This is a genomic window from Streptomyces albus subsp. chlorinus (assembly GCF_013302895.1).
Classification (GTDB): domain Bacteria; phylum Actinomycetota; class Actinomycetes; order Streptomycetales; family Streptomycetaceae; genus Streptomyces; species Streptomyces chlorinus.
In genome coordinates, this window is record NZ_VJOK01000001.1 from 4,944,174 (window position 1) to 4,970,152 (window position 25,979).

The following is a 25,979-nucleotide window of genomic DNA, read 5'->3' on the forward strand; positions in this document are numbered from 1 at the left end:
GGCCCACGGTGGCACGCGGGGGTGACCGGCCGCCTCCGGCCAGTGGCACAGGACGCCTCCGACCTTGGAACCAGGACCCCGGTGCTCCGGTGCTGGCCGTGCAACTACCCCCAAATAAACGTTTGACGGTTCTGTGACGCATGGCTCACACTCACCGCGTGGCCTCTTCCACCCCGCCCCGTTCCGGCCCCTCCGACCCCGAGGACCCCGGCACCGAGGGCTCCGACTCCAAGAGCTCAGGCCCCACGTTGTCCGGCTCCGAGGAATCCAAGGGATCCAAGGAGTCCAAGAAATCCGGCTCCACGGGCTCCGGCTCCAAGAAGTCCGACCCCAAGGTGTCCGGCTCCAAGGGCTCCGGCTCCAAGAGGGCCGACCGTGCCGCGCTGCGCGCTCTCCTGCGGCGGCACGGCTTCCGCGACCTCGCGCTGGGCCGGGCGCTCACGTTCTTCGGGAACTCGATGGCGCCCGTCGTCCTCGCGTTCGCCGTCCTCGACCTGGGCGGTTCCGCCGTGGACGTCGGGCTGGTCGTCGGGGCGCGGTCGGTCAGCAACGTCGTGCTGCTGCTCTTCGGCGGTCTGCTCGCCGACCGGCTGCCGCGTCCGCTCGTGCTCCAGGGGGCGGCCCTCTCCGCCGCCCTCGTCCAGGGCGGTGTGGGGCTGGCGGTGCTGGCGGACCGGGGGCCGATGGGCGTCCTGCTCGTCCTCAGCGTGGTGCAGGGCGCCGTGGCCGCCGTCTCCATGCCGGCCTCGGCCGCACTGCTGCCCCTCACGGTGCCCTCGGGGGACCTGCGGCCCGCCAACGCGCTGTCCCGGATGGGGGTCAACACCGGGATGATCGCCGGCACTTCGCTGGGCGGACTGCTGGCCGCCGTGGCGGGGCCGGGATGGGGGATGGTGCTCAACGGAGTGGCGTTCGCGTGTGCCGCGCTCGCCTACCGCGCGGCCGGGCGCCACCTCGCCGCCCGGCGCGCCACCGCCGTCTCCGGCGCGTCGGCCCCCGCTCCCGCGCGCCCCTGGGAGGAACTGCGGGAGGGCTGGAGGGAGTTCGTGTCCCGGACGTGGGTGTGGGTCGTCGCGCTCCAGTTCTTCGTGGTGAACGCCGTGGCGGCAGGGGGCATCCAGGTGCTGGGGCCGACCGTCGCCGACGCGACGTTCGGGCGTACGGTCTGGGGCTTCGTGCTGGCCGCCCAGATGGCCGGGGCGCTGGCCGGCGGCTTTCTGGTGGCGCGCTCCCGCTCGCGGCACGCGCTGCGGACCGGCGTCGCCGTCGTCACGCTGGACGCGCTGCCGCTGCTCGCCCTCGCCCAGTCCGCGGACGTGGTCGTCCTGCTGGTGGCGATGTTCGTGAACGGCATCGCCATCGAGCAGTTCGGCGTCGCCTGGGACCTCTCGCTCCAGGAGAACATCCCCCAGGAGAAGCTGGCCCGCGTCTACTCCTACGACGCACTCGGCTCCACCCTCGCGCTGCCCCTGGGCGAGATGGCGGCGGGACCGCTCGCCGAGCACTTCGGCACACGCCTCACCCTGTGGTGCGGGGTGGCCCTGGTCACCCTGGTGACCGCGGGCGCGCTCTGCAGCCGCCAGGTACGGGGGCTGACCACCGGCGGGCCGGCGGGGACGCCCCCGGGAACGCGGGCAGGAGCCCACGAGGACCCGGTGTCGGTGTCCGGGCCCGGGTCTCCGGGGTCGGCGTCGGCGTCCGGGTCCGGGTCTCCGGGGGCGGCCTCGGCGCCCGGGAGCCTCGGCCCCGGGGCGGCGAACGGGGCGTGAGGGAGACTGACCGCATGCCGCCCTCGAAGCCTCGCCCCGACGCCTCTCGTTCCCGTACGGAGGCCTCTCGTTCCCGTACGGAGGAGGCCCCCCGTCCCCATGCGGACGCCTCTCGTTCCCGTACGGACGCCCCCCGTTCCCGTACGGACGGCGCCGAGCCCGGCGCGGAAGCCCGGATCGGTAAGGGCGCCGAGCCCGGCGTGGAAACCGGAACCGGAAAGGGCGCCGGGCCCGGCACCAAGGTCCGATCCGGTCAGGGAGCCGGAGCCGGAGCCGGAGCCGGTGAGGATGACGTCGAACCTCGCGCGGGTGCCGCCGTGGACGCCGCCTCCATGGCCGATCTGCGGGTGCTCGCCCACCCGTTGCGGCTGCGGCTCCTCTCCCTGCTGACGGGGCGGGCCCACAGCGCTGCCGAGGCGGCGCGGGCGCTGGGGCAGTCGCAGGCCAATGTGAGCTATCACCTGCGCAGGCTGCACAAGGCGGGGCTCGTCGAGGCCGCCGGGGAGGTGGTCGTACGCGGTGGTACGGCCAAGCGGTACCGTCACAACCCGGCCAGCGGAGAACTCCTGGGGCGGGACGTGCCGCCGGGAGTGGACGCCCATCTCGCCCTGGCCGGCGCTCTCGGCGAAGAGTTGCGGCGTCGTACGGCGCAGCGTGACACGGCCACGCCCGGGGACATGACGGACGCCGAGGTCTGGCTGGCGCCCGAGGTGTGGGAGAGCGTCAGGGAGCGCGCAAAGGGGCTGGGCGAGGACCTCCACCGTTTCGCTCTTCCCCCGGGTACGGACGGCGCCGTGCGGGTCAGCGCGACCATGGTGCTGTTCGCCATGAAGGCGGAGGAAGAGGGATGAAGCGGTGTCAAGAGGGGTGAAGGGCTCATACGGGTACGGCCGGCACTCCCGTCCCGTCCTCCACACGGAAATGTGTGCGCTCTGAGCAGGCTCTCATCACATCGGGTGAAACTTTGGCCGACCGTTGCGGCCAACAACACTCTGTTGCCAAGCTGTTGCTGACCGTCAGCATGACTCGCGCCATCCAGCACCTGGCTGGCCAGGCCGTAACGGGGAGGGCACACGTGCCATTCGGTGAGCAGCCCGCGTATCTGCGTGTCGCCTCGGATCTCCGCAAGAAGATCGCCGACGGATCCCTGCCGCCGCACGCCAGGCTGCCCTCGCAGGCCCGCATCCGTGAGGAGTACGGCGTCTCCGACACGGTCGCGCTGGAGGCCCGGAAGGTGTTGATGGCCGAGGGCCTGGTGGAGGGCCGGTCGGGTTCGGGGACGTATGTGAGGGAGCTGCCCGACGCGCGGCGCGTCGCCCGTACGGGGTATCGCACGATGGGCGAGTGCACCCCGTTCCGCCAGGAGCAGTCGGACGAACGGGTGCAGGGCAGCTGGGAGTCGCAGAGCGAGCAGGAGGACGCCTGCGGGGACATCGCCGAGCGGCTGTTCATCGAGCCGGGCGACAGGGTGATGCGGACCCGGTACGTCTTCCAGGTCGACGGCGAGCCGGTCATGCTGTCCACCTCCTGGGAGCCGCTCGCGGTGACGGGCCGGACGCCCGTGATGCTGCCCGAGGAGGGGCCGTTGGGCGGCAGGGGTGTGGTCGAGCGGATGGCGGCGATCGACCTGGTGGTGGACAACGTCACCGAGGAGGTCGGCACCCGGCCGGGCCGCGCCGAGGAGATGACCGCGCTGGGCGGCGTGCCCGGGCACGCGGTGCTCGTCATCGCGCGCACCTTCTACGCGGGCAAGCGGCCCGTCGAGACGGCGGACGTGGTGGTGCCCGCCGACCGCTTCAAGCTGGCGTATCACCTCCCGGTCAAGTAGCGCCCCAGCCCCGGCGGGGCAGCACGCCCGGCCTCCCGTCCCGGGATTGTCCCCCTTGCTCTGGCTGTCCCGTGTTCCGGCTGCCCCCTGGCCCTGGTTGTCCCCCTTCCCTGGTTCCGTTTCCGTCGCTCTCCGTCACCGGAGCCGGGGATTCCGGCCCGTGTGGTGCCCGCGTTGGGCGAACACGCGGCCGAAAATGTTGGCCCTTTGTGCAAACTCGAATGCGTTGCGTGAACGTCGGGCGTAAGCTCGGGCATATGCGAAGTACGAGCGGCGACAGTGAGGCGGTGCGTCCCTGGCAGCTCATACGCCAGGACCGCCACGGCAATCGCTACCGTGTCGGCAGCTACGCCACCTGGGCCGAGGCGAAGCATTTCGCCGAGCGGCTGGGGGAGCGCGGCGAGGGGTACGTCGTGGAGCACCGCGACCGTCTCGTCGTGGAGCCCGGCGAACCCGTGGACGAAGCCCACCACTGAGTGCTCGCGTCCCACGGGGATTCGCGGGCAGGTCAGGGATAATCGGTCCATCTTGGCCGGATTGCCCGCCCCCCTGTACGGCGGGATCGTGGATCCGTTCGAACCTGCCATCCGATCCCGACCAGGGGCGTGGGCGTGTGAGCACCGAACCCACTGACAGGGCCGCCAGGGCGACCTCGCTGCTGGACACCCTCCGCGTCGGGATCGTCATGCTCGACGGGCGGGGGAACGTCCTGCTGTGGAGCCCGACGACGCGGGAGATCCTCGGCTGGACGGCCGAGGAGACGATCGGGCGCCCCATCGAGGAGCTGATCGAGAGCGGCGACGAGGAGCGCCGTGCGCGTCTCGCCGCCCTCGGCCGGACCCACCGCTGGCGCGGCAACCTGCGCATCCGCCACCGGGACGGCGGCACGGTGGAGGTCGAGGGGCGCGGTTCGCTGCTGCGGGACACCGGCGACCGTCCGTTCGTCCTCGCCACCCTCATGGAGACGAGCCGGGTGCGGGCCGTCGAGCACGACCTGGCGGCGCTGGACGCGCTGTTCGCCTCCTCCCCGCTGGGCATCGCGCTGTTCGACACCGAGAGGCGCTTCGTCCGCTGCAACGCGGCCTTCGCCGAGCTGAGCGACGCGGCCGGCACCGATCTGACCGGCCGCACCGTCGCCGAGGTGCTCCCCGCCCCGATCGCGCGGGAGGTGCTCCAGATCCAGTCGGGCGTCCTGGAGACGGGGCGTTCCGTCGTGGACGTGGTGACCCCGCTGCCCGGCGGCCACACGGCCCTGTCGAGCTCGTACGCGCGGCTCGTCGACCGCGGCGGCGAGGTGCTCGGGGTGAGCTGCACCGTCATGGACGTCACCGAACGGCTGGAGGCGCTCAACAAGGCGGAGGCGGCGCGCGGACGGCTCGCGCTGCTGGACGACCTGGGAGTGGCGCTCGGCGACCGGCTCGACGTACGCGCCATCGCCCAGGCGCTCGCCACCGCGCTCGTGCCGCGCTTCGCCGACTACGCGGGGGTGCTGCTGCGCGGCGAGGTCGCCACCGGGGGCGATCTGCCCGAACCGGTGATCCCGGTCGGAACGCCCCTGCACCTGCTGGGTTTCGCGGCGCGGTACACGGGGGAGCGCGTGGAGCGGCTGCTGCGCCTGGGCGGGGAGGTCGTCCACGAGCGCGAGTCGCTGCTCGGCCGCGCGCTGCACACCGGGGAGCCGCAGCTCGCCGCCTCGCCCGAGGAGATCCTGCGCGCGACCCGGCCGGGCGACCCCAAGGTCGCGGCCACCTTCGACCTGGACGTCGACTCGCTGATGGCCGTGCCGCTGCGGGCGCGCGGTACGGCGCTCGGGCTGCTCGTCGTCAGCCGGGCCGGGACGGGCGCCGGGAAGGGGAGCGGCGCGGGGCGGGAGCCGTTCGTGGACGACGACCGGGCGCTCGCCGTCGAACTGGCCGACCGCTCCGCCACCTTCCTCGACAACGCCCGGCTCTACGCGCGGGAGCGCGAGGGCGCGCTGATGCTCCAGCGCAGCCTGCTGCCGCAGCACATCCCCGAGCCGCCCGGTGTCGCCCTCGCCTACCGCTACGTGCCCGGCAGCAGTGGTACGGAGGTGGGCGGCGACTGGTTCGACGTCATCCCGCTGCCGGGCGGACGGGCCGCGTTCGTCGTCGGGGACGTGATGGGCCACGGACTGCACTCGGCCGTCACCATGGGCCGGCTGCGGACCGCCGTGCGCACCCTGGCCGGCCTCGACCTGCCGCCCGACGAACTGCTCGCCCGCGTCAGCACGGTCGGCGACGACCTGTCTCACGGCCCCGACGAGCCGCTGATGGCCACCTGCCTGTACGCCGTGTACGAGCCGGCGCCCACCTTGGCGGGGAAGCGGTGCGGCGTGCTCACCATGGCCGGCGCGGGACACGTGCCGCCGCTGCTCGTCACGCACGAGCCCGGCGGCGGGTGCCGGGCGCGTCCGGTGGCGATCCCCTCGGGCATGCCCCTGGGGGTGGGCGGGCCCGCGGAGCGGGGGGACTTCCAGGCGGTCGAGATGGAGGTCGAGGAGGGCAGTGTGCTCGTCCTCTACACCGACGGCCTGGTCGAGACCCGGGAGGAGGACATCTTCGCGGGCATCGACCGGGTGTGCGCCCTGCTGGCCGGGCGCGACCCCCGGCGGGCGGCACCGGAGGAGGGCTTCGCCTTCGACGGGGCCGGCGCCCACGTGTCGCGGGGCCCGCTGGAGGACACCGGATGCGGGAGCATCGAGAACGCGTGCGACGTCCTCATCGGCTCGCTGCGCCGCCAGGCCGGACGCGCCGGCGGCGGACCGGGTACCGGGGACGACGTGGCGCTGCTGATGGCGCGGCTCGGCGGGCTGCCCGGGGGCACCGCCGCCTCCTGGTCGTTCGGCACCGGGAGCTACGCCGTGCGGCGGGCGCGCGAGGCCGTGCGGCAGACGCTCCGGGAATGGGGACTCGCCGCGCTGGAGGACACGGCCGTCCTGCTGGTGAGCGAGCTGGTGACCAATGTGCTGCGGTACGCGCACGGGCCGATCGGTGTGCGCATGGTGCGCGGCACCGGGCGGGACGCCGGCGGGGAGGGGGTGCTGACCGTGGAGGTGTCGGACCCGCTGCCCGAGCCGCCCCGCGAGCGCGTCGTCACCGAGGAGCAGGAAGGCGGCAGAGGTATCCAGCTGGTGGCGGCCGAGGCCCGCCGCTGGGGTACCAGGCAGGGCCCGGAGGGCAAGACGGTGTGGTTCGAACTGCCACTTGACTGAGCAGACTTGACAAGGAGGGGTGGGCGCACGGCCCGGTGGCGTGGAGTACCGCCGAGCGGGTACGCGTCCGGCCGGTGTTCCGGCACGCACTCCGGGGGTTCGAGACCGTGCTCGGTGGTTAGGAGACAGGGGTGGCCCTCGTGGACAGCGGGGGGTATGCGCATGTTGCCTCGTCGTGACAAGGAAGACTTGTAGCGATCGGGAAGAGCGGGCTCCGGATCGTCGTCCGGGCTGCCACACTGCTCGGACCGGAGGCGAGCACCGGCAGTGGAAGGGGCGGCATTGAGCGATATCCCGGTGGAGGCGGCCGGTAAGCAGGACGACGTACGTCGTGCCCTGGCCCTGCTGAACGCCGCGGGCGCGCGGATCGGCAACTCACTGGACCTGGAGACCACGGCCCGCGAACTGCTGGACGTGGCGGTGCCGCAGTTCTGCGACCTGGCCTCCGTCGACCTGTACGAGAGTGTGCTGGCCGGTGACGAGCCCCGCCCGGTCGGACCCTCGGGCCCCGACGACCCGGACGGCTTCGACGACCCGGCCCCCGGCCGGGCGGGCGCGGCCAACGGGGTCCCGCGGCCCGGTCAGGTCAACGGCACCGCGCGGTCCGGGCTGCCCCACCGCCGCCGCGGTCCCGTCGGCTCGCCGCGCGGGGAACTGCGCAGGGTCGCCTTCGCCAGCGCCGTCTCGGACGCCCCCTCCTACGGCCTCGGGATGCCGGACGACGACAGCCGGGTGGACCCCTGGGCGGACGCCCGCGCGGGCCGGACCCACGAGGCGGCGCGGGCCCGGCACAACGGGGCCGCCTCCGGCCCCGGGGTGCGGCCCGGCCCGCCCGCCGAGGTCGGCACCACCCACTGCTACGCCGAGCACTCCCCGTACGCCGTCGCGCTGCGCACCGGCCGGGTGCAGAACATCTCCGGCCAGGACGGCAATGTGCCGGCCCAGTTCGGCGCGGTCGTCCAGTCCACCCTCGCCGTGCCCATGGTCGCCCGGGACCGGGTGCTGGGACTGGCCCAGTTCTCCCGCGCCAAGGGCAGCGAGCCCTTCGGGGAGCGGGACGGCGCGCTCGCCGCCGAGCTGGCGGCCCGCGCCGCCGTGTGCATCGACAACGCCCGGCTCTACCGCAGGGAGCACGAGCGGGCCCTCATACTGCAGCGCAGCCTGCTGCCGCCGGGCGACCCGGAGGCGGCCGGACTGGAGATCGCCTGCCGCTACCTGCCCGGCAACCCGGCCACCGAGGTGGGCGGCGACTGGTTCGACGTCATCGAACTGCCCGGGCACCGCACCGCCATCGTCGTCGGGGACGTGATGGGGCGCGGGCTGCGCGCGGCGGTCGCCATGGGCGAACTGCGCACCGCCGTCCGCACCCTGGCGCTCACCGACATGGAACCCGCCGAAGTTCTCGGCGCCCTCGACGAGATCGCGCGCGGCCTCGGCGACACCCGCAGACAGCACCCGCAGCGCACCCAGCGCGGCAGCGACACCGACCTGTCCGAGGTGTACCTGGCCACCTGCATCTACGCCGTCTACGACCCGGTCTCGCGGCGCTGCACCTTCGCCAACGCGGGACACCTGCCGCCCATCATGGTCGAACCGGACGAGCCCGCACTGCTGCTGGAGGTCCCCAAGGGCGTCCCGCTGGGCGTGGGCGGCGAACCGTTCGAGGAGATCGAGATCGAGCTGCCCCAGGGCGCGATGCTCGCCCTCTACACCGACGGCCTGGTCGAATCCCGCGACCACCCCCTGGACGAGGGCCTGGACCGGTTCCGCTCGGCGCTCACGGACGCGGCCGAGCCGCTGGAGGACACCGCGGACCGCGTGCTGCGCACCCTCAACGTGCACCACGGCGAGGACGACATCGCCCTGCTCGTCGCCCGGGTGCAGGGCCTGGCTCCGGAGAACGTGGGCGACTGGACGCTGCCCCCCGAACCCCGCTCGGTCGCACGCGCCCGCGAACTGGCCCGCGAGCAACTGGCCTCCTGGGACCTCGACGCCCTCGGCGACACCGCCGAACTGCTGGTGAGCGAACTGGTCACCAACGCGCTGCGCTACGGCGAGGGCAACATCCGGCTGCGGCTGCTGCTGGAGCGCACGCTGGTGTGCGAGGTGTGGGACGCGGGCCAGGTCCAGCCCCGCAGGCGCCGTGCCCGCGACACCGACGAGGGCGGCCGGGGCCTCCAGCTCGTCGACCTCCTCAGCACGGGCTGGGGGAGCCGCCGGGTCCCCTCCGGCAAGGCCGTCTGGTTCCAGCTGCCCCGCCCCGAGGCCGGCACGGCGGCACCGGACCCGACAGAGGCGCTGCTGAGCCTGTTTTGAGCTGAGCCTGTTCCGACCGGCGCGGCGCCCTCGACCGGGGGCGCCGCACCACCGCCGGCCGTCCGGGGCGCCGCCCGCCGGCGGGGAGGTGCCGTACCCGCCGGCCGGGGAGGTGCCGTGTCCGTCAGGCGCGGCGGCGGCGGATCTTGGTGCCGAGCCACACCAGCGGGTCGTACTTGCGGTCAGCGGCGCGTTCCTTGAGCGGGATGAGGGCGTTGTCCGTGATCCGGATGTGCTCCGGGCACACCTCGGTGCAGCATTTGGTGATGTTGCAGTAGCCCAGGCCGTGGTCGTCCTGTGCCGTGGTCTTGCGGTCCAGGCCCTGCTCCCCGGCGGCGTCGAGGGGGTGCATGTCCAGTTCGGCGACCCGCATCAGGAAGCGCGGACCGGCGAAGGCGGCCTTGTTCTCCTCGTGGTCGCGGACGACGTGGCAGGTGTCCTGGCACAGGAAGCACTCGATGCACTTGCGGAACTCCTGCGAGCGCCCGACGTCCTCCTGCCGCATCCGGTACTCGCCGGGCCCCAGGCCGGGCGGCGGCACGAAGGCGGGGATCTCGCGTGCCTTGGTGTAGTTGAAGCCGACGTCCGTGACCAGGTCCCGCACCACCGGGAACGCCCGCAGAGGGGTGACGGTGACGACCTCGTCCCGGTCGAAGACGGACATCCGGGTCATGCACATCAGCCTCGGGCGACCGTTGATCTCCGCGCTGCACGAGCCGCACTTGCCCGCCTTGCAGTTCCAGCGGACCGCGAGGTCGGGGGTCTGGGTGGCCTGGAGGCGGTGGATGATGTCGAGGACGACCTCGCCCTCGTTCACCTCGACGGTGAAGTCCTCCAGGCCGCCGCCGTCCACGTCGCCGCGCCAGATCCGGAAGTGCGCGTCGTAGCTGGTTCCCGGTCGCGTGGTGTCCGGGGCGCCGCCGCTCACCGCGCCGTCGATGCCCTCGCGGCCGGGGCCCGCCCCGTGGTGCGCTTCGGTAGTCACTCGCTCGTCAGCTCCTCGTCGGTCAGGTACTTGATCAACTCCTCCTTCTCGAACAGCTCAAGGAGGTCCTTGCGGATCGGCGGCATCTCGCGGCGGCGGAGGCTGATCCGGTCGGCCGCGCCGTCCTCGGCCGCCGCGACCTTCAGGGTGCAGACGAGGTTGGCGCGGCGCCACTCGCGGTCCATCTCCGGGTAGTCGTCGCGGGTGTGGCCGCCGCGCGACTCGGTGCGGTTGAGCGCGGCGCGGGCCACGCACTCGCTGACCAGCAGCATGTTGCGCAGGTCGAGAGCCAGGTGCCAGCCCGGGTTGAACTGGCGGTGGCCCTCCACCCGCACCCGGCGTGCCCGCTCCCGCAGGCCGGCGAGGCGCTCCAGCGCCTCGCCCATCTCCTCCTCCCGCCGGATGATGCCGACCAGGTCGTTCATCGTCTGCTGGAGTTCCTGGTGGACGGCGTAGGGGTTCTCGGCCGGTCCCCCCGCTTCCCCGCCCGTGCCCGCGTCCGGGCCCGCGCCCGCGCCGGCTCCCGGCGACGGTTCGGTGCCGAACGGCCGCAGGGCCTCGGCCGCCGCCGCCTCGATCTGCTCCTCGCCGACCCGGGCCCGCTCGGTGCCGCACGCCTGCGCGTACCGGGCGGCGTGCAGCCCGGCGCGCCGGCCGAAGACCAGCAGGTCGGACAGCGAGTTGCCGCCCAGCCGGTTGGAGCCGTGCATGCCCCCGGCGACCTCGCCCGCCGCGAACAGGCCGGGCACACCCCGCGCGGCGGCGGTGTCCGACTCGACGTCCACGCCGCCCATGACGTAGTGGCAGGTCGGGCCGACCTCCATGGGCTCGGCCGTGATGTCCACGTCCGCCAGCTCCCGGAACTGGTGGTGCATCGAGGGCAGCCGCCGTTTGATGGTCTCGGCGGGCATCCGGGTGGACACGTCCAGGAAGACCCCGCCGTGCGGGGAGCCGCGTCCCGCCTTGACCTCGGCGTTGATGGCGCGCGCGACCTCGTCGCGGGGCAGCAGTTCGGGCGGGCGGCGGTGGTTGTCGGGGTCCTCGTACCAGCCGTCGGCCTCCTGCTCGGTCTCGGCGTACTTCTCCTTGAAGACGTCCGGGACGTAGTCGAACATGAACCGCTTGCCCTCGGAGTTGCGCAGCACCCCGCCGTCGCCGCGCACCGACTCGGTGACCAGGATGCCCTTGACCGACGGCGGCCAGACCATCCCCGTCGGGTGGAACTGCACGAACTCCATGTTGATCAGCGAGGCCCCGGCCAGCAGCGCCAGCGCGTGCCCGTCCCCGGTGTACTCCCAGGAGTTGGAGGTCACCTTGAACGACTTGCCGATGCCGCCGGTCGCCAGCACCACCGCGGGCGCCTCGATGACGAAGAACCGGCCGCTCTCGCGTTCGTAGCAGAAGGCGCCGCTCACCTTGTCGCCGTCCTTCAGGACGCGGGTGACCGTGCACTCCTGGAAGACCTTGATGCGCGCCTCGTAGTCGCCGCTCTCCTTGAAGTCCTCCTGCTGGAGGGAGACGACCTTCTGCTGGAGGGTGCGGATCAGCTCCAGCCCCGTGCGGTCGCCGACGTGTGCCAGGCGCGGGTACTCGTGGCCGCCGAAGTTGCGCTGCGAGATCCGCCCGTCCGCCGTACGGTCGAACAGCGCGCCCCAGGTCTCCAGCTCCCACACCCGCTCGGGGGCCTCGCGCGCGTGCAGCTCCGCCATGCGCCACTGGTTGAGGAACTTGCCGCCGCGCATGGTGTCGCGGAAGTGGACCTTCCAGTTGTCTCCCTCGTTGACGTTGCCCATGCTGGCCGCGATACCGCCCTCGGCCATCACCGTGTGGGCCTTGCCGAAGAGGGACTTGCAGATCACCGCGGTCCGCAGCCCCTGCTCGCGGGCCTCGATCGCGGCCCGCAGCCCGGCGCCGCCCGCGCCGATGATGACGACGTCCCACTGCTGTCGTTCTACGTGTGCCATGTCGCTGGTTTCCCTCTCGAATCCCTCAGAAGAAGCGCGGGTCGGTGAAAGCGCCGGTGGCCAGCAGGTAGACGTAGAAGTCCGCCAGCGCCACGCTCACCAGCGAGGCCCAGGCCAGCAGCATGTGCCGTTCGTTGAGCTTTCCGACCCAGCCCCACAGCCGGTAGCGCACCGGGTGCTTGGAGAAGTGCCGCAGCCTGCCGCCGACGATGTGCCGGCAGGAGTGGCACGAGAGGGTGTACGCCCAGATCAGTGTGATGTTGACGAGGAAGACCAGCGTGCCCAGGCCCATGTGGCCCCACGCGTAGTCCGCGTCGCGGAAGCCGAGCAGGGTGTCCCAGGTGAGGACCAGCGCGACGAGCAGCGCGGCGTAGAAGAAGTAGCGGTGGATGTTCTGCAGGATCAGCGGGAAGCGGGTCTCGCCGGTGTACTTCTTGTGCGGTTCGGCGACCGCGCAGGCCGGGGGAGAGGCCCAGAAGCCGCGGTAGTACGCCTTGCGGTAGTAGTAGCAGGTGAGCCGGAAGCCCAGCGGGAAGACCAGGATGAGCAGCGCGGGCGACAGGCCCCACCACGCGCCGAACAGGCCCCAGTTGGGCCCGCCCTTCATCGTCGCGCAGTTGTCCGCCAGGCAGGGCGAGTAGAACGGCGACACATAGGGCGCGTGGTAGTAGTCGGCGTTCGCGAACGCGCGCCACGTCGAGTAGACGACGAAGGCGAGCAGCCCAAGGACGGTCGCCGCCGGCGCGAGCCACCAGCGGTCCTTGCGCAGATGCGGGGCGGCGATCGCGGCGCGGGTGCTCCCGCGCACGCCGGTGGGCTGGGAGCCCGCGGTCGGTCGGGGCCCCCTGTTCTGTCGGGGTTCGGTGCCAGTGGCCAACGGAATCTCCGGATGAGACGACAGGGGTCGAAGCGGCAAGGGCCTGCCGTGGTGGACTCGTAGTATCCACCCGCTCACGGTGCGTGTCGGCCGCGTGCTCCGAGTCCCTCGTCGTCGACGTCCGTCCACAGGCCCGGGTCGTAGGGCTGGTCGGAAATGGTCACCATCTCGGGGCGCGGCTCGCTCGTCGGGCGCGGTGCGGTGGCTCCCAGCAGGGCGAGCGACTCCTTGAGGTGTGCGGCGTCGCTGCGCACCCGCCGGATCTCCAGGCCGTTGCCGAGGTGCGTCTCGAGCCGGCTGACGCAGCGCGCGAGATCGTCCAGGCAGCGCTGAGCGGCCGTCAGTTCGTCGTGTAGGGACATGACTTGCCCACCTCCGCTGTGGTGGCGGCTGGCGTGGTCCATGCGCCTGGCGAGTGTTGCGCGTCACACTCGGCTTGTGAAGGGTGCGGTACGCCATTGCGCCCGTACGGGTCGCCCTCGGCGGAACCCCGGCTTGACCGTGCCATCCGTGTGAGGCTCCGGCCCCCCGGGTGTCCTCCGCCCGGGTGGCGTGCCCGCCCCAGGTGTCGTGTCCGGGTGGTCGGGGGTTTGGGGCCGTGGCCTGTGGGGCGAAAAGATGTGATGAACCGCAAAAACCGCCAAAAGAGGACGTAGCGGGCGCGCGGTCAGCCCCGGAGGTTTGAGCATGCGAGCCGTCCCAGCCGAGTCAGCACGGCCCCCGAGACGACAGCGAGACGAGTCCCCCTCCCGCCCGGACACGGCGGAGCCCGGCACGCGGGAGGAGCGGCGCGCCCGGCACCGCCGGGGCGGGCGCGGCGGCCGGCGCTGGGTGGCCGCCCTGGTGGCCGGAGTGCTGCTCCCGTTGCCACTGGCCGCGTGCGGCGCGGACGAGGACACCTCGGACGACGGCGCGGGCTCCGGCATCGGCGCGGGCACGGCGGACGCGGACGGCGACGTGCGCGCCACCGACCGGCGGCAGCTCTCCGCCGGCGGGACGCTGCGCTGGGCGGTGGACGCGGCGCCCACCACCTTCAACGTCTTCCAGCCCGACGCCTCCGAGGCCACCAAGCGGGTCGCCGCCGCCACGCTGCCCGCGCTCTTCACCCTCGACCAGCACGGGACGCCGCAGCTGAACAAGGACTACCTGGACGGCGCCGAGGTCACCTCGACCGAGCCGAGGCAGACCGTCGTCTACAAGCTGAACCCCAAGGCGCGCTGGAGCGACGGCCGCCGGGTCTCGGCGGCGGACTTCCGGGCCCAGTGGAAGGCGCTGCGCGGCAAGGACAACGCCTTCTGGACCGCGCGGAACGCCGGCTACGAGCGGATCAGGAAGATCACCAGGGGCGAGGGCGCGGGAGAGGTGAAGGTCGTCTTCGCCAAGCCGTACGCGGATTGGCGCTCGCTGTTCACCCCGCTCTACCCGAAGCAGGCGATGCGAAGCCCGCACGCCTTCAACGACGGCTCGCGCACCGCGCTGCCCGCCTCGGCGGGCCCCTTCCGCGTCGTCCCCGCGAAGGGGAAGAAGACCGGCAGGGACTCGGCCCGCGACCGCACCGTCCTGCGGCGCGACGCCCGCTGGTGGGGCGAGCGCGCGAAGCTGGACCGCATCGTGCTGAGGGCGGTGCCCCGCGACGAGCGGACCGAGGCGCTGGCCGAGGGGAAGGTGGACGTCGCCGACGTGGGCGGTGCCGCGGCGAAGAAGATCGGCGCCGCGAACGGCCTCGGCGGCCCTCGGCGTCCCGGTGCGGCCGGTGAGCGCGGCGAGAAGCGGGAGGCCCAGCTGCGCCGGGAGCGCAAGCGCGAGGCCCGCGAGCGGCTCGGCGCGGCGACCGCCGAGCGGCTGAGCGCCTACGAGGTGCGCACCGCCCTGGACCCGGCCTACACGCAGCTGGCGCTCAACGGCTCGCGCGGCCCCCTGGCCGACGAGCGGGTGCGCCGCGCCGTGGCCCGCGCCATCGACCGCGGCGAGCTGGCGAGGAAGGCGATGGAGGGGACCGGGCTGCCCGCCAAGCCGCTCGGCAGCCATCTGCGGATGACCAACCAGAACGGCTACCGGGACAACAGCGGCGCCGTGGGCGGCGAGGACGTGGACGCCGCGCAGTCCCTCCTCGCCGACGCGGGCTGGAAGACCGGCGGTGCCCTCACCCGGGGCGGGCCCGGCACCCGCGGGTCCGCCCCGAAGGGCGAGCCGGGGCAGCGGGACGGGCATCGCGGCGGCGCGCGGTCCGAGGGCGGCCCCGCCGAGCCGCCGGCCTCGGCCTCGTCCCCGCAGGCGGGGGCCCGTGCGCCCTACCGGGAGGAGGCCGAGGCGTCGGTCGTCCGCCTGACCGCGGCGCAGATCGCCCAGGTCGTCGACAAGCCCCTCAACCTCACCGTCTCGACGACCACGCAGCGCGCCGCCATGCTGGCGCAGTCCGCGCACGCGCGGATGGCCGCCGCCGAGCGGTCGGGCTCCGAGCGCGCACTGCGCCGGGCCCGGGCGGCGCTGCGGACCGCGGAGCGGGTGCGGGCCACGGCCAGGGAGCTGCGGCTGCTGGAGGCCGACCCGGCCACCGCCGTACGCGGCAAGGAGGGCAAGCCCCTCGCGCTGCGCTTCGTCCTGCCGGGCGGCAAGGGGTCGGCGCAGCTGCGGGCCACCGGGGAGCGGATCGCGCGGATGCTGGACGAGGTCGGCATCCGTACGCAGATCAAGAAGGTGCCCGGCGACAGCTACTTCAAGGACCACATCGCGGCGGGCGAGTACGACCTGGCGCTCTACTCGTGGCCGGCGACGGCGTTCCCGGCGACCGAGGCGCGGCCGATCTTCGCCAAGCCGCAGCCGGCCCCCGACGGCTCGCTGCTGGTGGAGCAGAACTACGCGCGGGTGGGCACCGACCAGATCGACCAGCTCTTCGAGCAGGCCGCGGGCGAGCTGGACGACGGGCGCCGGGCCGAGCTGATGGAGAAGGCGGACGCGCGGATCTGGGCGGTGGCCGGTTCGCTGCCGCTCTACCAGCGGCCCCAGCTGGTGGCCGCCAAGCGGAACCTGGCCAACGTCGGGGCCTTCGGCTTCCGCACCCCCGCCTACGAGGACATCGGCTACCGCAAGGGCTGAGCGGGGCCCCGCCACCCCGGGGCGGAGGGGGCGCCGGACGGACCGCGCGGCGGCCCCGTCCGGCGCTTCGCGCGGGGGCCGTACCATGGTTGACACAGCCGTGGCGAGCCGAGCCCGGCGTCAGGGCCCGCGGCCCGGCCCCCCAGGGGCGCCGCGGGGACCCATCCGTCAACCCGGGAGACACCTCGCAGTGCCCACGCGCCACGACATCCGCAACGTCGCCATCGTCGCCCACGTCGACCACGGCAAGACGACACTGGTCGACGCCATGCTCAAGCAGGCCGGAGCCTTCGCCGCCCACCAGCTGGAGTCCGTCGACGACCGGGTGATGGACTCCAACGACCTGGAGCGCGAGAAGGGCATCACCATTCTCGCGAAGAACACCGCGGTCAAATACCACCCCAAGGACGGTGGCGACCCGATCACCATCAACATCATCGACACCCCCGGCCACGCCGACTTCGGCGGTGAGGTCGAGCGCGGCCTGTCGATGGTGGACGCGGTGGTGCTGCTGGTCGACGCCTCCGAGGGGCCCCTGCCGCAGACCCGCTTCGTGCTGCGCAAGGCCCTGGAGGCCCGGCTCCCGGTCATCCTCTGCGTCAACAAGACCGACCGGCCCGACGCCCGGATCTCCGAGGTCGTGGACGAGACCTACGACCTCTTCCTCGACCTGGACGCGGACGAGGAGCAGATCGAGTTCCCCATCGTCTACGCCTGCGCCCGCGACGGCATCGCCTCGCTGACGCAGCCGGCCGACGGCGCCGTGCCCGCGGACAGCACCAGCCTGGAGCCGTTCTTCACCACCCTGCTGGAGACGGTGCCCGCCCCCACCTACGAGGAGGGCGCCCCGCTCCAGGCGCACGTCACCAACCTGGACGCCGACAACTTCCTGGGCCGGATCGCGCTGCTGCGCGTGAAGGAGGGCTCGCTGAAGAAGGGCCAGACCGTGGCCTGGATGAAGCGGGACGGCTCCGTGCAGAACGTGCGGATCACCGAGCTGCTGATGACCGAGGCGCTCACCCGCAAGCCCGCCACCGAGGCCGGGCCGGGCGACATCTGCGCGGTCGCCGGCATCCCGGACATCATGATCGGCGAGACGCTGGCGGACGTCGAGAACCCGGTGGCGCTGCCGCTGATCACCGTGGACGAGCCCGCCATCTCCATGACCATCGGCACCAACACCTCGCCGCTGGTCGGCAAGGGCGGCAAGGGCCACAAGGTCACCGCTCGGCTGGTCAAGGACCGGCTGGACCGGGAGCTGGTCGGCAACGTCTCGCTGCGGGTCCTGCCCACCGAGCGCCCCGACGCCTGGGAGGTGCAGGGCCGCGGTGAGCTGGCCCTGGCCATCCTGGTGGAGACGATGCGCCGGGAGGGCTTCGAGCTGACCGTGGGCAAGCCGGAGGTGGTCACCCGCGAGATCGACGGGAAGCTGCACGAGCCGGTCGAGCGCATGACCATCGACGCCCCCGAGGAGCACCTGGGCGCCATCACCCAGCTGATGGCCACCCGCAAGGGCCGGATGGAGACGATGACCAACCACGGCTCCGGCTGGGTGCGCATGGAGTGGATCGTTCCGTCCCGCGGGCTGATCGGCTTCCGCACGGAGTTCCTGACCGAGACCCGCGGCACCGGTATCGCGCACTCGATCTTCGAGGGCCACGAGCCGTGGTTCGGCGAACTGCGCACGCGGCGCAGCGGCTCGCTGGTCGCGGACCGCGCCGGGACGGCGACGCCGTTCGCGATGATGAACCTCCAGGAGCGCGGCACGATCTTCATCGAGCCGGGCACCGAGGTGTACGAGGGCATGATCGTCGGGGAGAACTCCCGCTCCGACGACATGGACGTCAACATCACCAAGGAGAAGAAGCTCACCAACATGCGGGCTGCCTCCGCCGACACCACGGAGAACCTGGTTCCGCCGCGGAAGCTCTCGCTGGAGCAGGCGCTGGAGTTCTGCCGCGAGGACGAGTGCATCGAGGTGACGCCGGAGACGGTGCGCATCCGCAAGGTGAACCTCGACGCGAAGGAGCGGGCCCGCGCGGCCTCCCGCGCCAAGAGGTGACGGTGCCCGCGCGGTGCGGCCACCGGTGAGGCGGTCCCGCCCCCGCCGTCGTGGTTGCGCACCGTAGCGGAAGAGTTCAGCGATCAGGCCCCCACCCTGGCGGATGGGGGCCTGATCGTGTTCTCCGGGGCACTTCCCGTGGCCTGCCTCGTGTGCGCTCCGCGACCGTGCCGTCCGGATAGCGAGATGCCACCGGTGTGCTGTGCGGCAATTGCCCGCCTGTACGGGTCGGGAATCTCCGGTTACCGGACAACAAGTTGTATGTGTAATCAAAATGAGACGCGCAACCCCTGGTTCGGCGGGGGTACGGGGGCGGATAGTTGAAACCCTCAAGTTCGGGTTAACGGGTCACGCACCGTCACATGGGCGCCGACTCTCCCTTGGTGAACGACACAAGGAGGACGCCCATGCGTGCTGCCAGGTCCGTGCGGTTTCGAAGGGCCGCGACGACGGCGCGGTGGTCGGCGCTCGCGGTCGCCGTGGCGCTGACGGCCGCGGCCTGCGGCTCGGGCGCGGGCGACGGCGGCAAGCCCGCCGGGTACGTGTCCATCGACGTCACCGAGCCGCAGAAGCCCCTCGTCCCGGGCAACACCAACGAGACGCAGGGCGCCTACGTCATCAACGCGCTGTTCACCGGGCTCGTCGAGTACAACGCCAAGGGGAAGCTGGAGAACGCGAACGCCGAGTCGATCACCACGGACGACTCCAGGACGTGGACGGTCAAGCTCCGCAAGGGCTGGACGTTCCACAACGGCGAGGACGTCACCGCCCGGTCGTACGTGGACGCCTGGAACTGGTTCGCCGACATCCGCAACAACCAGCAGAACAGCTTCTGGTTCGAGGACATCAAGGGCTACCAGGACGTCCACCCGGAGAAGGGCGACCCCAGGGCGAAGGCGATGTCGGGCCTGAAGGTGGTGGACGACCACACCTTCACCATCGAGCTGACCCACCCGGTCTCGTACTTCAAGTACAAGCTCGGCTACTACACCTTCGCGCCGCTGCCCCACGGGTTCTACCAGGACCCGAAGAAGTACGGCCAGCACCCGGTGGGCAACGGGCCCTACACCTTCGAGGAGTGGACCCACAAGAAGCTCATCCAGGTCAAGGCGTGGAAGGGCTACAAGGGCGTCCACAAGGCGAAGAACAAGGGCCTCCAGTTCCGCAACTACACCAGCTACGAGGGCGCCTACCAGGATGTCCTCTCCAACACGCTGGACATCTCTCCGCAGGTGGCGCCCAAGGACCTGCCGATGCGCAAGAACGACTTCGGCGACCGTTCCATCGACCAGCCGTTCGCGGGCACCCAGACCATCGCCCCGGCCTTCTACTCCAAGCCCTTCAAGGACGTGGACCCCAAGGTCCTCCAGGGCCTGTCCATGGCGATCGACCGCAAGACGATCACCCGCACGGTGCTCAACCGCACCCGCGTCCCCGCCACCGGCTTCATGCCGCCCGAGGTCACCGGCTACCAGAAGCTGAAGACCGACATCTTCGACTACGACCCGAAGAAGGCGCGGAAGCTCATCAAGGAGGGCGGCGGCGTCCCCGGCAACAAGCTGTGGATCCAGTTCAACGCGGACGGCGGCCACAAGGAGTGGGTCACCGCGGTGTGCGACTCGATCCGCAAGGCCACCGGCATCGAGTGCGTCGGCGACTCCAAGCCCGACTTCCAGACCGACCTGGACGCGCGGGACGCCGAGCAGATCAAGGCGTTCTACCGGAGTGGCTGGGTGGCCGACTACCCGCTGAACGTCAACTTCCTCAAGGAGCTGTACGCCACCCAGGCCCAGACGAACTACGGCAAGTTCTCCGACAAGGAGATCGACGCCCTGTTCAGGAAGGGCGACAAGGCCACGACCCTGGACGGGACGATCAAGGTCTACCAGGAGGCGGAGCGCAAGCTCGCCGAGAAGATGCCGACCATCCCGCTGTGGGACTACAAGGCCAACGTCGTCCACAGCAAGGACGTCGGCAACGTCAAGGTCAACTACAAGGGCGACGTCATCCTCTCCGACGTCACCGTCAAGTAGCCCCCACATCCCGTAACGCGCAATCGGAGGCACCATGGGGCGCTATGTCGCGCGGCGACTGCTCCAGATGATCCCGGTCTTCATCGGGTCGACTCTGCTGATCTTCTGCATGATGTACGCCCTGCCGGGCGACCCCGTCAAAGCGCTCTGGGGCGAGCAGTCCTCCGACCCGGCGCAGATCGCGGCCCTCAAGCACCACCTGGGCCTCGACCAGCCCCTGTGGTGGCAGTACTGGCACTATCTGACCGGGCTGTTCCACGGCGACTTCGGCACCCAGATCGCCAGCCAGCGGCCGGTGGCCGATGTGATCGCGCAGGCGTTCCCGGTGACGATCCGGCTGACGCTGTTCGCCTTCGTCTTCACCGTCGTCGCCGGCATCCTGCTCGGCCTGGCGGCCGGGCTGCGGGCGGAGAAGGCCCTCGACCGGCTCGTGCTCGTCTTCACGCTGCTGCTGATCTCGATCCCCAGCTTCGTGCTCGGCTTCCTCTTCCAGTACGTCTTCGCCTTCCAACTGGGCTGGGTCACCCCGACCGTGCAGGACTCCGAGTCCTTCAGCCAGCTGATGCTGCCCGCCGTCGTGCTGGCCGCGCTCTCCCTCGCCTACGTCACCCGGCTCACCCGGACCTCCGTCGCGGAGAACCTGCGCGCCGACTACATCCGCACCGCCGTCGCCAAGGGCCTGCCGCGCCGCCGCGTGGTCGGCGTCCACCTGCTGCGGAACTCGCTGATACCCGTCGTCACCTTCCTCGGCACCGACATCGGCTCCCTGATGGCCGGAGCCGTCGTCACCGAGGGCATCTTCAACGTGCCCGGCATCGGCAACGCCGTCTTCCAGGCACTGACCCGCCGCGAGGGCTCCACCGTGGTCGGCATCGTCACGCTGATCGTCCTCGTGTATCTCGCCGCAAGCCTGCTCGTCGACCTGCTCTACGCGGTCCTGGACCCGAGGATCCGTTATGCCTGAGACAGCGACCGCCGCCGCCTCCCTGCCGGGCACGGCCCAGCCGGCCGCCCCCGACCCCGCACCGGGCAAGGGCCGCAGCCTGTGGACCGACGCCTGGCACGACCTGCGACGCAACCCGCTCTTCCTCATCTCGGCCGCACTCATCGTGGTGCTGCTGGTCATGGTGGCCTTCCCCGGGCTGTTCACCTCCGCCTCGCCCCGCGACGGCGACCTGCTGGCCCACTACCAGGGCGGCCCGCACTACACCCACCTCTTCCGCGCCGACTGGTTCGGCTACGACAGCCAGGGCCGCTCCGTGTGGGCGCGCATGGTCCACGGCGCCCGCGCCTCGGTGCTCGTGGGCGTGCTCGTCACCCTGTTCGTGACGGTCGTCGGCGGCATCGTCGGCATGGTCGCCGGATACTTCGGCGGCTGGATCGACAGCGTGCTCTCCCGGATCACCGACATCTTCCAGGGCATCCCGTTCCTGCTGGGCTCCATGGTGGTGCTGACCACCTTCGCCGAGCGCAAGGTGTGGGTCGTCATCGCCGCGCTGCTCTTCCTCGGCTGGACGCAGATCGCCCGCGTGGCGCGGGGTGCCGTCATCACCGTCAAACAGAGCGACTACGTGCAGGCCGCGCGCTCGCTGGGCGCGGGCACCGTGCGGATCATGTTCCGGCACATCGTGCCCAACGCGCTGGCCCCGGTCATCGTCGTCGCCACCACCGCGCTCGGCGGCTACATCGCCGCCGAGGCGACCCTGTCCTACCTGGGTATCGGCCTCTCGGAGCCCACCGTCTCGTGGGGCATCGACGTGTCCGACGGCCGCAACGCGCTGCGGACGGCGCCACATGTGCTGATATCCCCCGCCGTCATGGTCTCCCTGACCGTGCTGGCGTTCATCATGCTCGGCGATGCGGTCCGCAACGCCCTCGATCCCAAGAGCCGTTGAGGGAGGCGCGGGAAGACATGACCCTGCTCGAAGTGCGGGACCTGCACGTCGATTTCCACACCAGGGACGGCGTGGTCAAAGCCGTCAACGGGGTGAGCTACAGCGTCGAGCCGGGGGAGACCCTGGCGGTGCTGGGCGAGTCCGGTTCCGGCAAGTCCGTGACGGCCCAGGCCGTCATGGGCATCCTCGACATGCCGCCGGGACGCATACCCAAGGGAGAGATCCTCTTCCACGGCCGGGACCTGCTCACCATGTCCGCGGAGGAGCGCCGGAAAATCAGGGGCGCCCGGATGGCCATGATTTTCCAGGACGCGCTGTCGGCGTTGAATCCGGTGCTGACCGTGGGTTATCAGCTGGGTGAGATGTTCCGTGTCCATCAGGGTGCCTCTCGTAAGGAGGCCAAGGCCAAGGCTGTTGAGTTGATGGAGCGGGTGAGGATTCCGGCTGCCCGGGCGCGGGTGGGTGATTTTCCGCATCAGTTCAGTGGGGGGATGCGGCAGCGGATCATGATTGCGATGGCGTTGGCTTTGGAGCCGGATCTGATCATCGCGGACGAGCCGACGACGGCGTTGGATGTGACGGTGCAGGCGCAGGTGATGGAGTTGCTTGCGGATTTGCAGCGTGAGTTCAACATGGGGCTGATTCTGATCACGCATGATCTGGGTGTGGTGGCGGATGTGGCGGACAAGATCGCGGTGATGTACGCGGGGCGGATCGTGGAGACGGCTGGGGTCAAGGAGTTGTACCGCTCTCCGGCCCATCCGTACACCAAGGGCCTCCTCGACTCCATCCCCCGCCTCGACCAGAAGGGCAAGGAGCTGTACGCGATCCAGGGCCTGCCCCCCAACATGGCCAAGGTGCCCGGCGGTTGCGCCTTCCACCCGCGCTGCCCCGCCGCCCGGGACGTGTGCCGCACCGAGCTGCCACCCCTCGCGGCGGTGGGCGACGGCCGCGGCAGCGCCTGCCACTTCTGGAAGGAGACCCTCGGTGAGTGAACAGTCCGAGCGCGGCGTGCCGGTCCGCGAGTCCGAGCCCATTCTCGAAGTGCGGGACCTGGTCAAGCACTTCCCGCTGACGCAGGGTGTCCTCTTCAAGCGGCAGGTCGGCGCGGTCAAGGCCGTGGACGGCGTCTCCTTCGACCTGCACAAGGGCGAGACGCTCGGTATCGTCGGGGAGTCCGGCTGCGGCAAGTCCACGGTGGCCAAGCTGCTGATGAACCTGGAGCAGCCCACCTCGGGGACGATCCGCTACAAGGGCGAGGACATCACCAAGCTGTCCGCGCGGGCACTGAGGGCGGTGCGGCGGAACATCCAGATGGTGTTCCAGGATCCGTATACGTCGTTGAATCCGCGGATGACGGTGGGGGACATCGTCGGGGAGCCGTTCGACATCCATCCGGAGGTGGCGCCGAGGGGTGACCGGCGGCGTCGGGTGCGGGAGTTGCTGGATGTGGTGGGGTTGAATCCGGAGTATGTGAACCGGTATCCGCACCAGTTCAGTGGTGGTCAGCGGCAGCGGATCGGGATCGCGCGGGGTCTTGCGCTGCGGCCGGAGATCATCGTGGCCGACGAGCCGGTCTCCGCGCTGGACGTCTCGGTCCAGGCCCAGGTCGTCAACCTGATGGAACGCCTCCAGGACGAGTTCGGCCTCTCCTACATCTTCATCGCGCACGACCTGTCGATCGTGCGCCACATCTCCGACCGCGTCGGCGTCATGTACCTCGGGAAGATGGCCGAAATCGGCACCGACGAGCAGATCTACGAGCACCCGACCCACCCGTACACCCAGGCCCTGCTGTCGGCCGTGCCGGTGCCCGACCCCGAGACGGAGGGGCGGCGGGAGCGGATCGTGCTGGAGGGCGATGTGCCCTCCCCGGCCAACCCGCCCTCCGGCTGCCGGTTCCGGACGCGGTGCTGGAAGGCCGCCGAGCGGTGCGCCGAAGAGGTTCCGCTGCTGGCCGTGCCGTCGCTGTACGCGGAGTCCGAGTCGGGCGCCGCGCACCCGTCGGCCTGCCACTTCGCCGAGGAGCGGCCGGTGGTGGCCGCGGCCTGAGTCCGGCCGGCTGCTGGGGCAGGGGGCCGGCGGCCGAGGGCCGGAAGCCCGGGGCCGACGGCTGCCGTTCGGTGGCTGCCGGTGCCGCTTGCCGGGGTGTGTCGCCCAAACGGGTGCCGCCCTGACCGGGGCGGGCAAGGCGGCCAGGCATATGGTGTCAAAAGGTGTTAAGTGGGTCCGAGTCGTACTCGGACCCACCGCGCACCCAGGAGGCACCCATGCGTGGAGCCACCCGCGTCACCATGACCAGGAGGGCGCTCGCCGCCGTCGGGGCGGTCGCTCTCACGGCCACTGCCTGCGGGGGCGGCTCCACCAGCGGCGGGGGCGGCGGGAGCCAGGACGGGGTCGTCCGCGCCTTCTGGACCGACCCGCAGCATCCGGTCGAGCCCGCGAACACCAACGAGGTGCAGGGCGGCAAGGTCCTCGACATGATCTCCCGGGGGCTGATGAAGTACGACCCCGTCACCGGAAAGGCCGAGAAGGCGGTCGCCCGGTCCATCACGACCGAGGACCAGCGGAACTTCACCATCACGCTGGAAAAGGGCTGGAAATTCTCCGACGGCACCCCCGTGACGGCGAAGTCGTTCGTGGACGCGTGGAACTACGGGGCGCTGGTCACCAACAAGCAGATCAACTCCTACTTCTTCCAGTACATCGACGGCTACGACGAGGTGCACCCCGAGAAGGGGAAGCCCAGGGCGAAGACGATGTCGGGGCTCAAGGTCAAGGACGGCCACACCTTCACCGTGCGGCTGAACCAGGAATTCTCGACCTGGCCCCAGACCCTCGGCTACAGCGCCTATGCGCCGCTGCCCAGGAGCTTCTTCACCGACCACGACGGATGGCTGGAGAAGCCGGTCGGAAACGGCCCGTACAAGGTGGACTCGTACTCCAAGGGCCAATCCATGAAGCTGTCGCGGAACAAGCACTACGCGGGTGAGGACAAGCCCCGGAACAAGGGCGTCGAGCTGAAGGTCTACACCGACCAGAACACCGGCTACACCGACCTCCAGGCAGGGAACCTGGACGTGGTCGACGAGCTTCCGGCCGGCCAGCTCAAGAACGCGAAGCGCGATCTGCACGGGCGCTACATCAACCAGCCGGCGGGCATCACGCAGAGCCTCTCCTTCCCGATGTACGACAAGAAGTGGCAGGGCGGGAAGGCCGCGATGGTCCGGCGCGGTCTGTCCATGGCGATCAACCGGAAGGAGGTGACCGACAAGATCTACCACGGCACCCGGGAGCCGGCGACCGACCTGACCTCACCCGTGCTGAAGACGGCGGGCGGCTACAAGCCGGGGCTGTGCGGGAAGGCGTGCGAGTACGACCCCAAGGGCGCGAGAAAGCTCATCAAGCAGGGCGGGGGGCTGCCCGGCGGCCGGATCACACTGACCTCCAACGTGGACACCGGGTCCCACCGGCAGTGGATGGAAGCCGTCTGCAACAGCGTCAACCGCACGCTGCGGAAGAACAACGCCTGCACCGTCAACCCCGTCCCGACGTTCAGCGAATTCCGCTCCGACATCACCGACAGGAAGATGAAGGGGATGTTCAGGACCGGCTGGCAGATGGACTACCCGCTGATCCAGAACTTCATCCAGCCCGTCTACTACACCGACGCCTCCTCCAACGACTCCGGCTTCTCCGACCCCCAGGTCGACAAGCTCATCGACAAGGCCAACGCCGCCGCCGACCAGAAGAGTGCCGTGGGCCTCTTCCAGCAGGCCGAGAAGCGCATCCTGGAGACGTTCCCGGCCATTCCGCTGTGGTACCAGAACGGCAACGCCGGCTATTCGGACCGGGTCGGCAAGGTGAAGCTCAACCCCTTCTCGGTGCCGGTGTTCACCGACATCAAGGTCAAGTGAGCCGC

The 25,979-nt window shown here is 71.2% G+C and carries 18 protein-coding genes; 14 read left to right on the plus strand and 4 right to left on the minus strand.

Annotated elements, in window-relative coordinates:
* The first annotated feature begins 158 nt into the window (after positions 1-158).
* The 6 genes from FM076_RS21700 (at position 159) to FM076_RS21725 (ending at position 9,145) form a co-directional block, all read left to right on the plus strand.
* Positions 159-1,769 carry an MFS transporter gene (locus tag FM076_RS21700; RefSeq protein WP_345945151.1) on the plus strand — a complete coding sequence of 537 codons (1,611 nt, stop codon included), beginning with the start codon at positions 159-161 and terminating at the stop codon, positions 1,767-1,769.
* A gap of 317 nt (positions 1,770-2,086) precedes the next feature.
* Complete coding sequence (locus FM076_RS34065; RefSeq protein ID WP_345945152.1) at positions 2,087-2,620, plus strand: helix-turn-helix domain-containing protein; 534 nt, start codon at positions 2,087-2,089, stop codon at positions 2,618-2,620.
* A gap of 224 nt (positions 2,621-2,844) precedes the next feature.
* Positions 2,845-3,597: a GntR family transcriptional regulator gene (locus FM076_RS21710; RefSeq protein WP_173872648.1), complete on the plus strand. Its 753-nt coding sequence runs from the start codon at positions 2,845-2,847 to the stop codon at positions 3,595-3,597.
* Positions 3,598-3,854: 257 nt separating this feature from the next.
* A complete protein-coding gene (locus tag FM076_RS21715; RefSeq protein ID WP_173872649.1) occupies positions 3,855-4,073 on the plus strand; it encodes an SPOR domain-containing protein in 219 nt (72 codons plus the stop codon).
* 137 nt (positions 4,074-4,210) lie between these two features.
* Entirely contained in the window at positions 4,211-6,829 is a 2,619-nt protein-coding gene (locus FM076_RS21720) for a SpoIIE family protein phosphatase (RefSeq protein WP_173872650.1), read from the plus strand.
* Between the two features lie 282 nt (positions 6,830-7,111).
* A complete protein-coding gene (locus FM076_RS21725; RefSeq protein ID WP_173872651.1) occupies positions 7,112-9,145 on the plus strand; it encodes an ATP-binding SpoIIE family protein phosphatase in 2,034 nt (677 codons plus the stop codon).
* Between the two features lie 124 nt (positions 9,146-9,269).
* Here FM076_RS21725 and FM076_RS21730 read toward each other — a convergent pair whose 3' ends face one another.
* From FM076_RS21730 to FM076_RS21745, 4 genes are all read right to left on the minus strand, one after another.
* A complete protein-coding gene (locus tag FM076_RS21730; protein WP_173874915.1) occupies positions 9,270-10,073 on the minus strand; it encodes a succinate dehydrogenase/fumarate reductase iron-sulfur subunit in 804 nt (267 codons plus the stop codon).
* Between the two features lie 53 nt (positions 10,074-10,126).
* The gene (locus tag FM076_RS21735) at positions 10,127-12,094 is read right to left on the minus strand and encodes a fumarate reductase/succinate dehydrogenase flavoprotein subunit (protein WP_173872652.1); all 1,968 of its coding nucleotides are present in this window, start codon (positions 12,092-12,094) and stop codon (positions 10,127-10,129) included.
* Between the two features lie 25 nt (positions 12,095-12,119).
* Positions 12,120-12,971, minus strand: a complete 852-nt coding sequence (locus FM076_RS21740) for a hypothetical protein (RefSeq protein WP_173872653.1) — start codon at positions 12,969-12,971, stop codon at positions 12,120-12,122.
* 74 nt (positions 12,972-13,045) lie between these two features.
* A complete protein-coding gene (locus FM076_RS21745) occupies positions 13,046-13,333 on the minus strand; it encodes a hypothetical protein (RefSeq protein ID WP_173872654.1) in 288 nt (95 codons plus the stop codon).
* Between the two features lie 325 nt (positions 13,334-13,658).
* Here FM076_RS21745 and FM076_RS21750 point away from each other — a divergent pair, with 325 nt between their 5' ends.
* The 8 genes from FM076_RS21750 (at position 13,659) to FM076_RS21785 (ending at position 25,974) form a co-directional block, all read left to right on the plus strand.
* Positions 13,659-16,067 (plus strand): ABC transporter family substrate-binding protein, encoded by a 2,409-nt coding sequence (locus FM076_RS21750; protein ID WP_173872655.1) that lies wholly within the window; start codon positions 13,659-13,661, stop codon positions 16,065-16,067.
* A gap of 190 nt (positions 16,068-16,257) precedes the next feature.
* A complete protein-coding gene (typA, locus tag FM076_RS21755; RefSeq protein WP_173872656.1) occupies positions 16,258-18,129 on the plus strand; it encodes a translational GTPase TypA in 1,872 nt (623 codons plus the stop codon).
* Between the two features lie 407 nt (positions 18,130-18,536).
* Positions 18,537-20,162 (plus strand): peptide ABC transporter substrate-binding protein, encoded by a 1,626-nt coding sequence (locus tag FM076_RS21760; protein WP_173872657.1) that lies wholly within the window; start codon positions 18,537-18,539, stop codon positions 20,160-20,162.
* A 34-nt stretch (positions 20,163-20,196) separates the two neighbouring features.
* The gene (locus FM076_RS21765; RefSeq protein ID WP_173872658.1) at positions 20,197-21,126 is read left to right on the plus strand and encodes an ABC transporter permease; all 930 of its coding nucleotides are present in this window, start codon (positions 20,197-20,199) and stop codon (positions 21,124-21,126) included.
* Positions 21,119-22,057, plus strand: a complete 939-nt coding sequence (locus FM076_RS21770) for an ABC transporter permease (RefSeq protein ID WP_173872659.1) — start codon at positions 21,119-21,121, stop codon at positions 22,055-22,057. The genes FM076_RS21765 and FM076_RS21770 overlap by 8 nt, the downstream gene beginning before the upstream one ends.
* 17 nt (positions 22,058-22,074) lie before the next feature.
* Positions 22,075-23,052: an ABC transporter ATP-binding protein gene (locus FM076_RS21775; RefSeq protein ID WP_173872660.1), complete on the plus strand. Its 978-nt coding sequence runs from the start codon at positions 22,075-22,077 to the stop codon at positions 23,050-23,052.
* The gene (locus FM076_RS21780) at positions 23,045-24,109 is read left to right on the plus strand and encodes an ABC transporter ATP-binding protein (protein ID WP_345945153.1); all 1,065 of its coding nucleotides are present in this window, start codon (positions 23,045-23,047) and stop codon (positions 24,107-24,109) included. Before FM076_RS21775 ends, FM076_RS21780 begins: the two co-directional genes overlap by 8 nt.
* A gap of 218 nt (positions 24,110-24,327) precedes the next feature.
* Complete coding sequence (locus FM076_RS21785) at positions 24,328-25,974, plus strand: peptide ABC transporter substrate-binding protein (RefSeq protein ID WP_173872661.1); 1,647 nt, start codon at positions 24,328-24,330, stop codon at positions 25,972-25,974.
* The last annotated feature ends 5 nt before the right edge of the window (positions 25,975-25,979 follow it).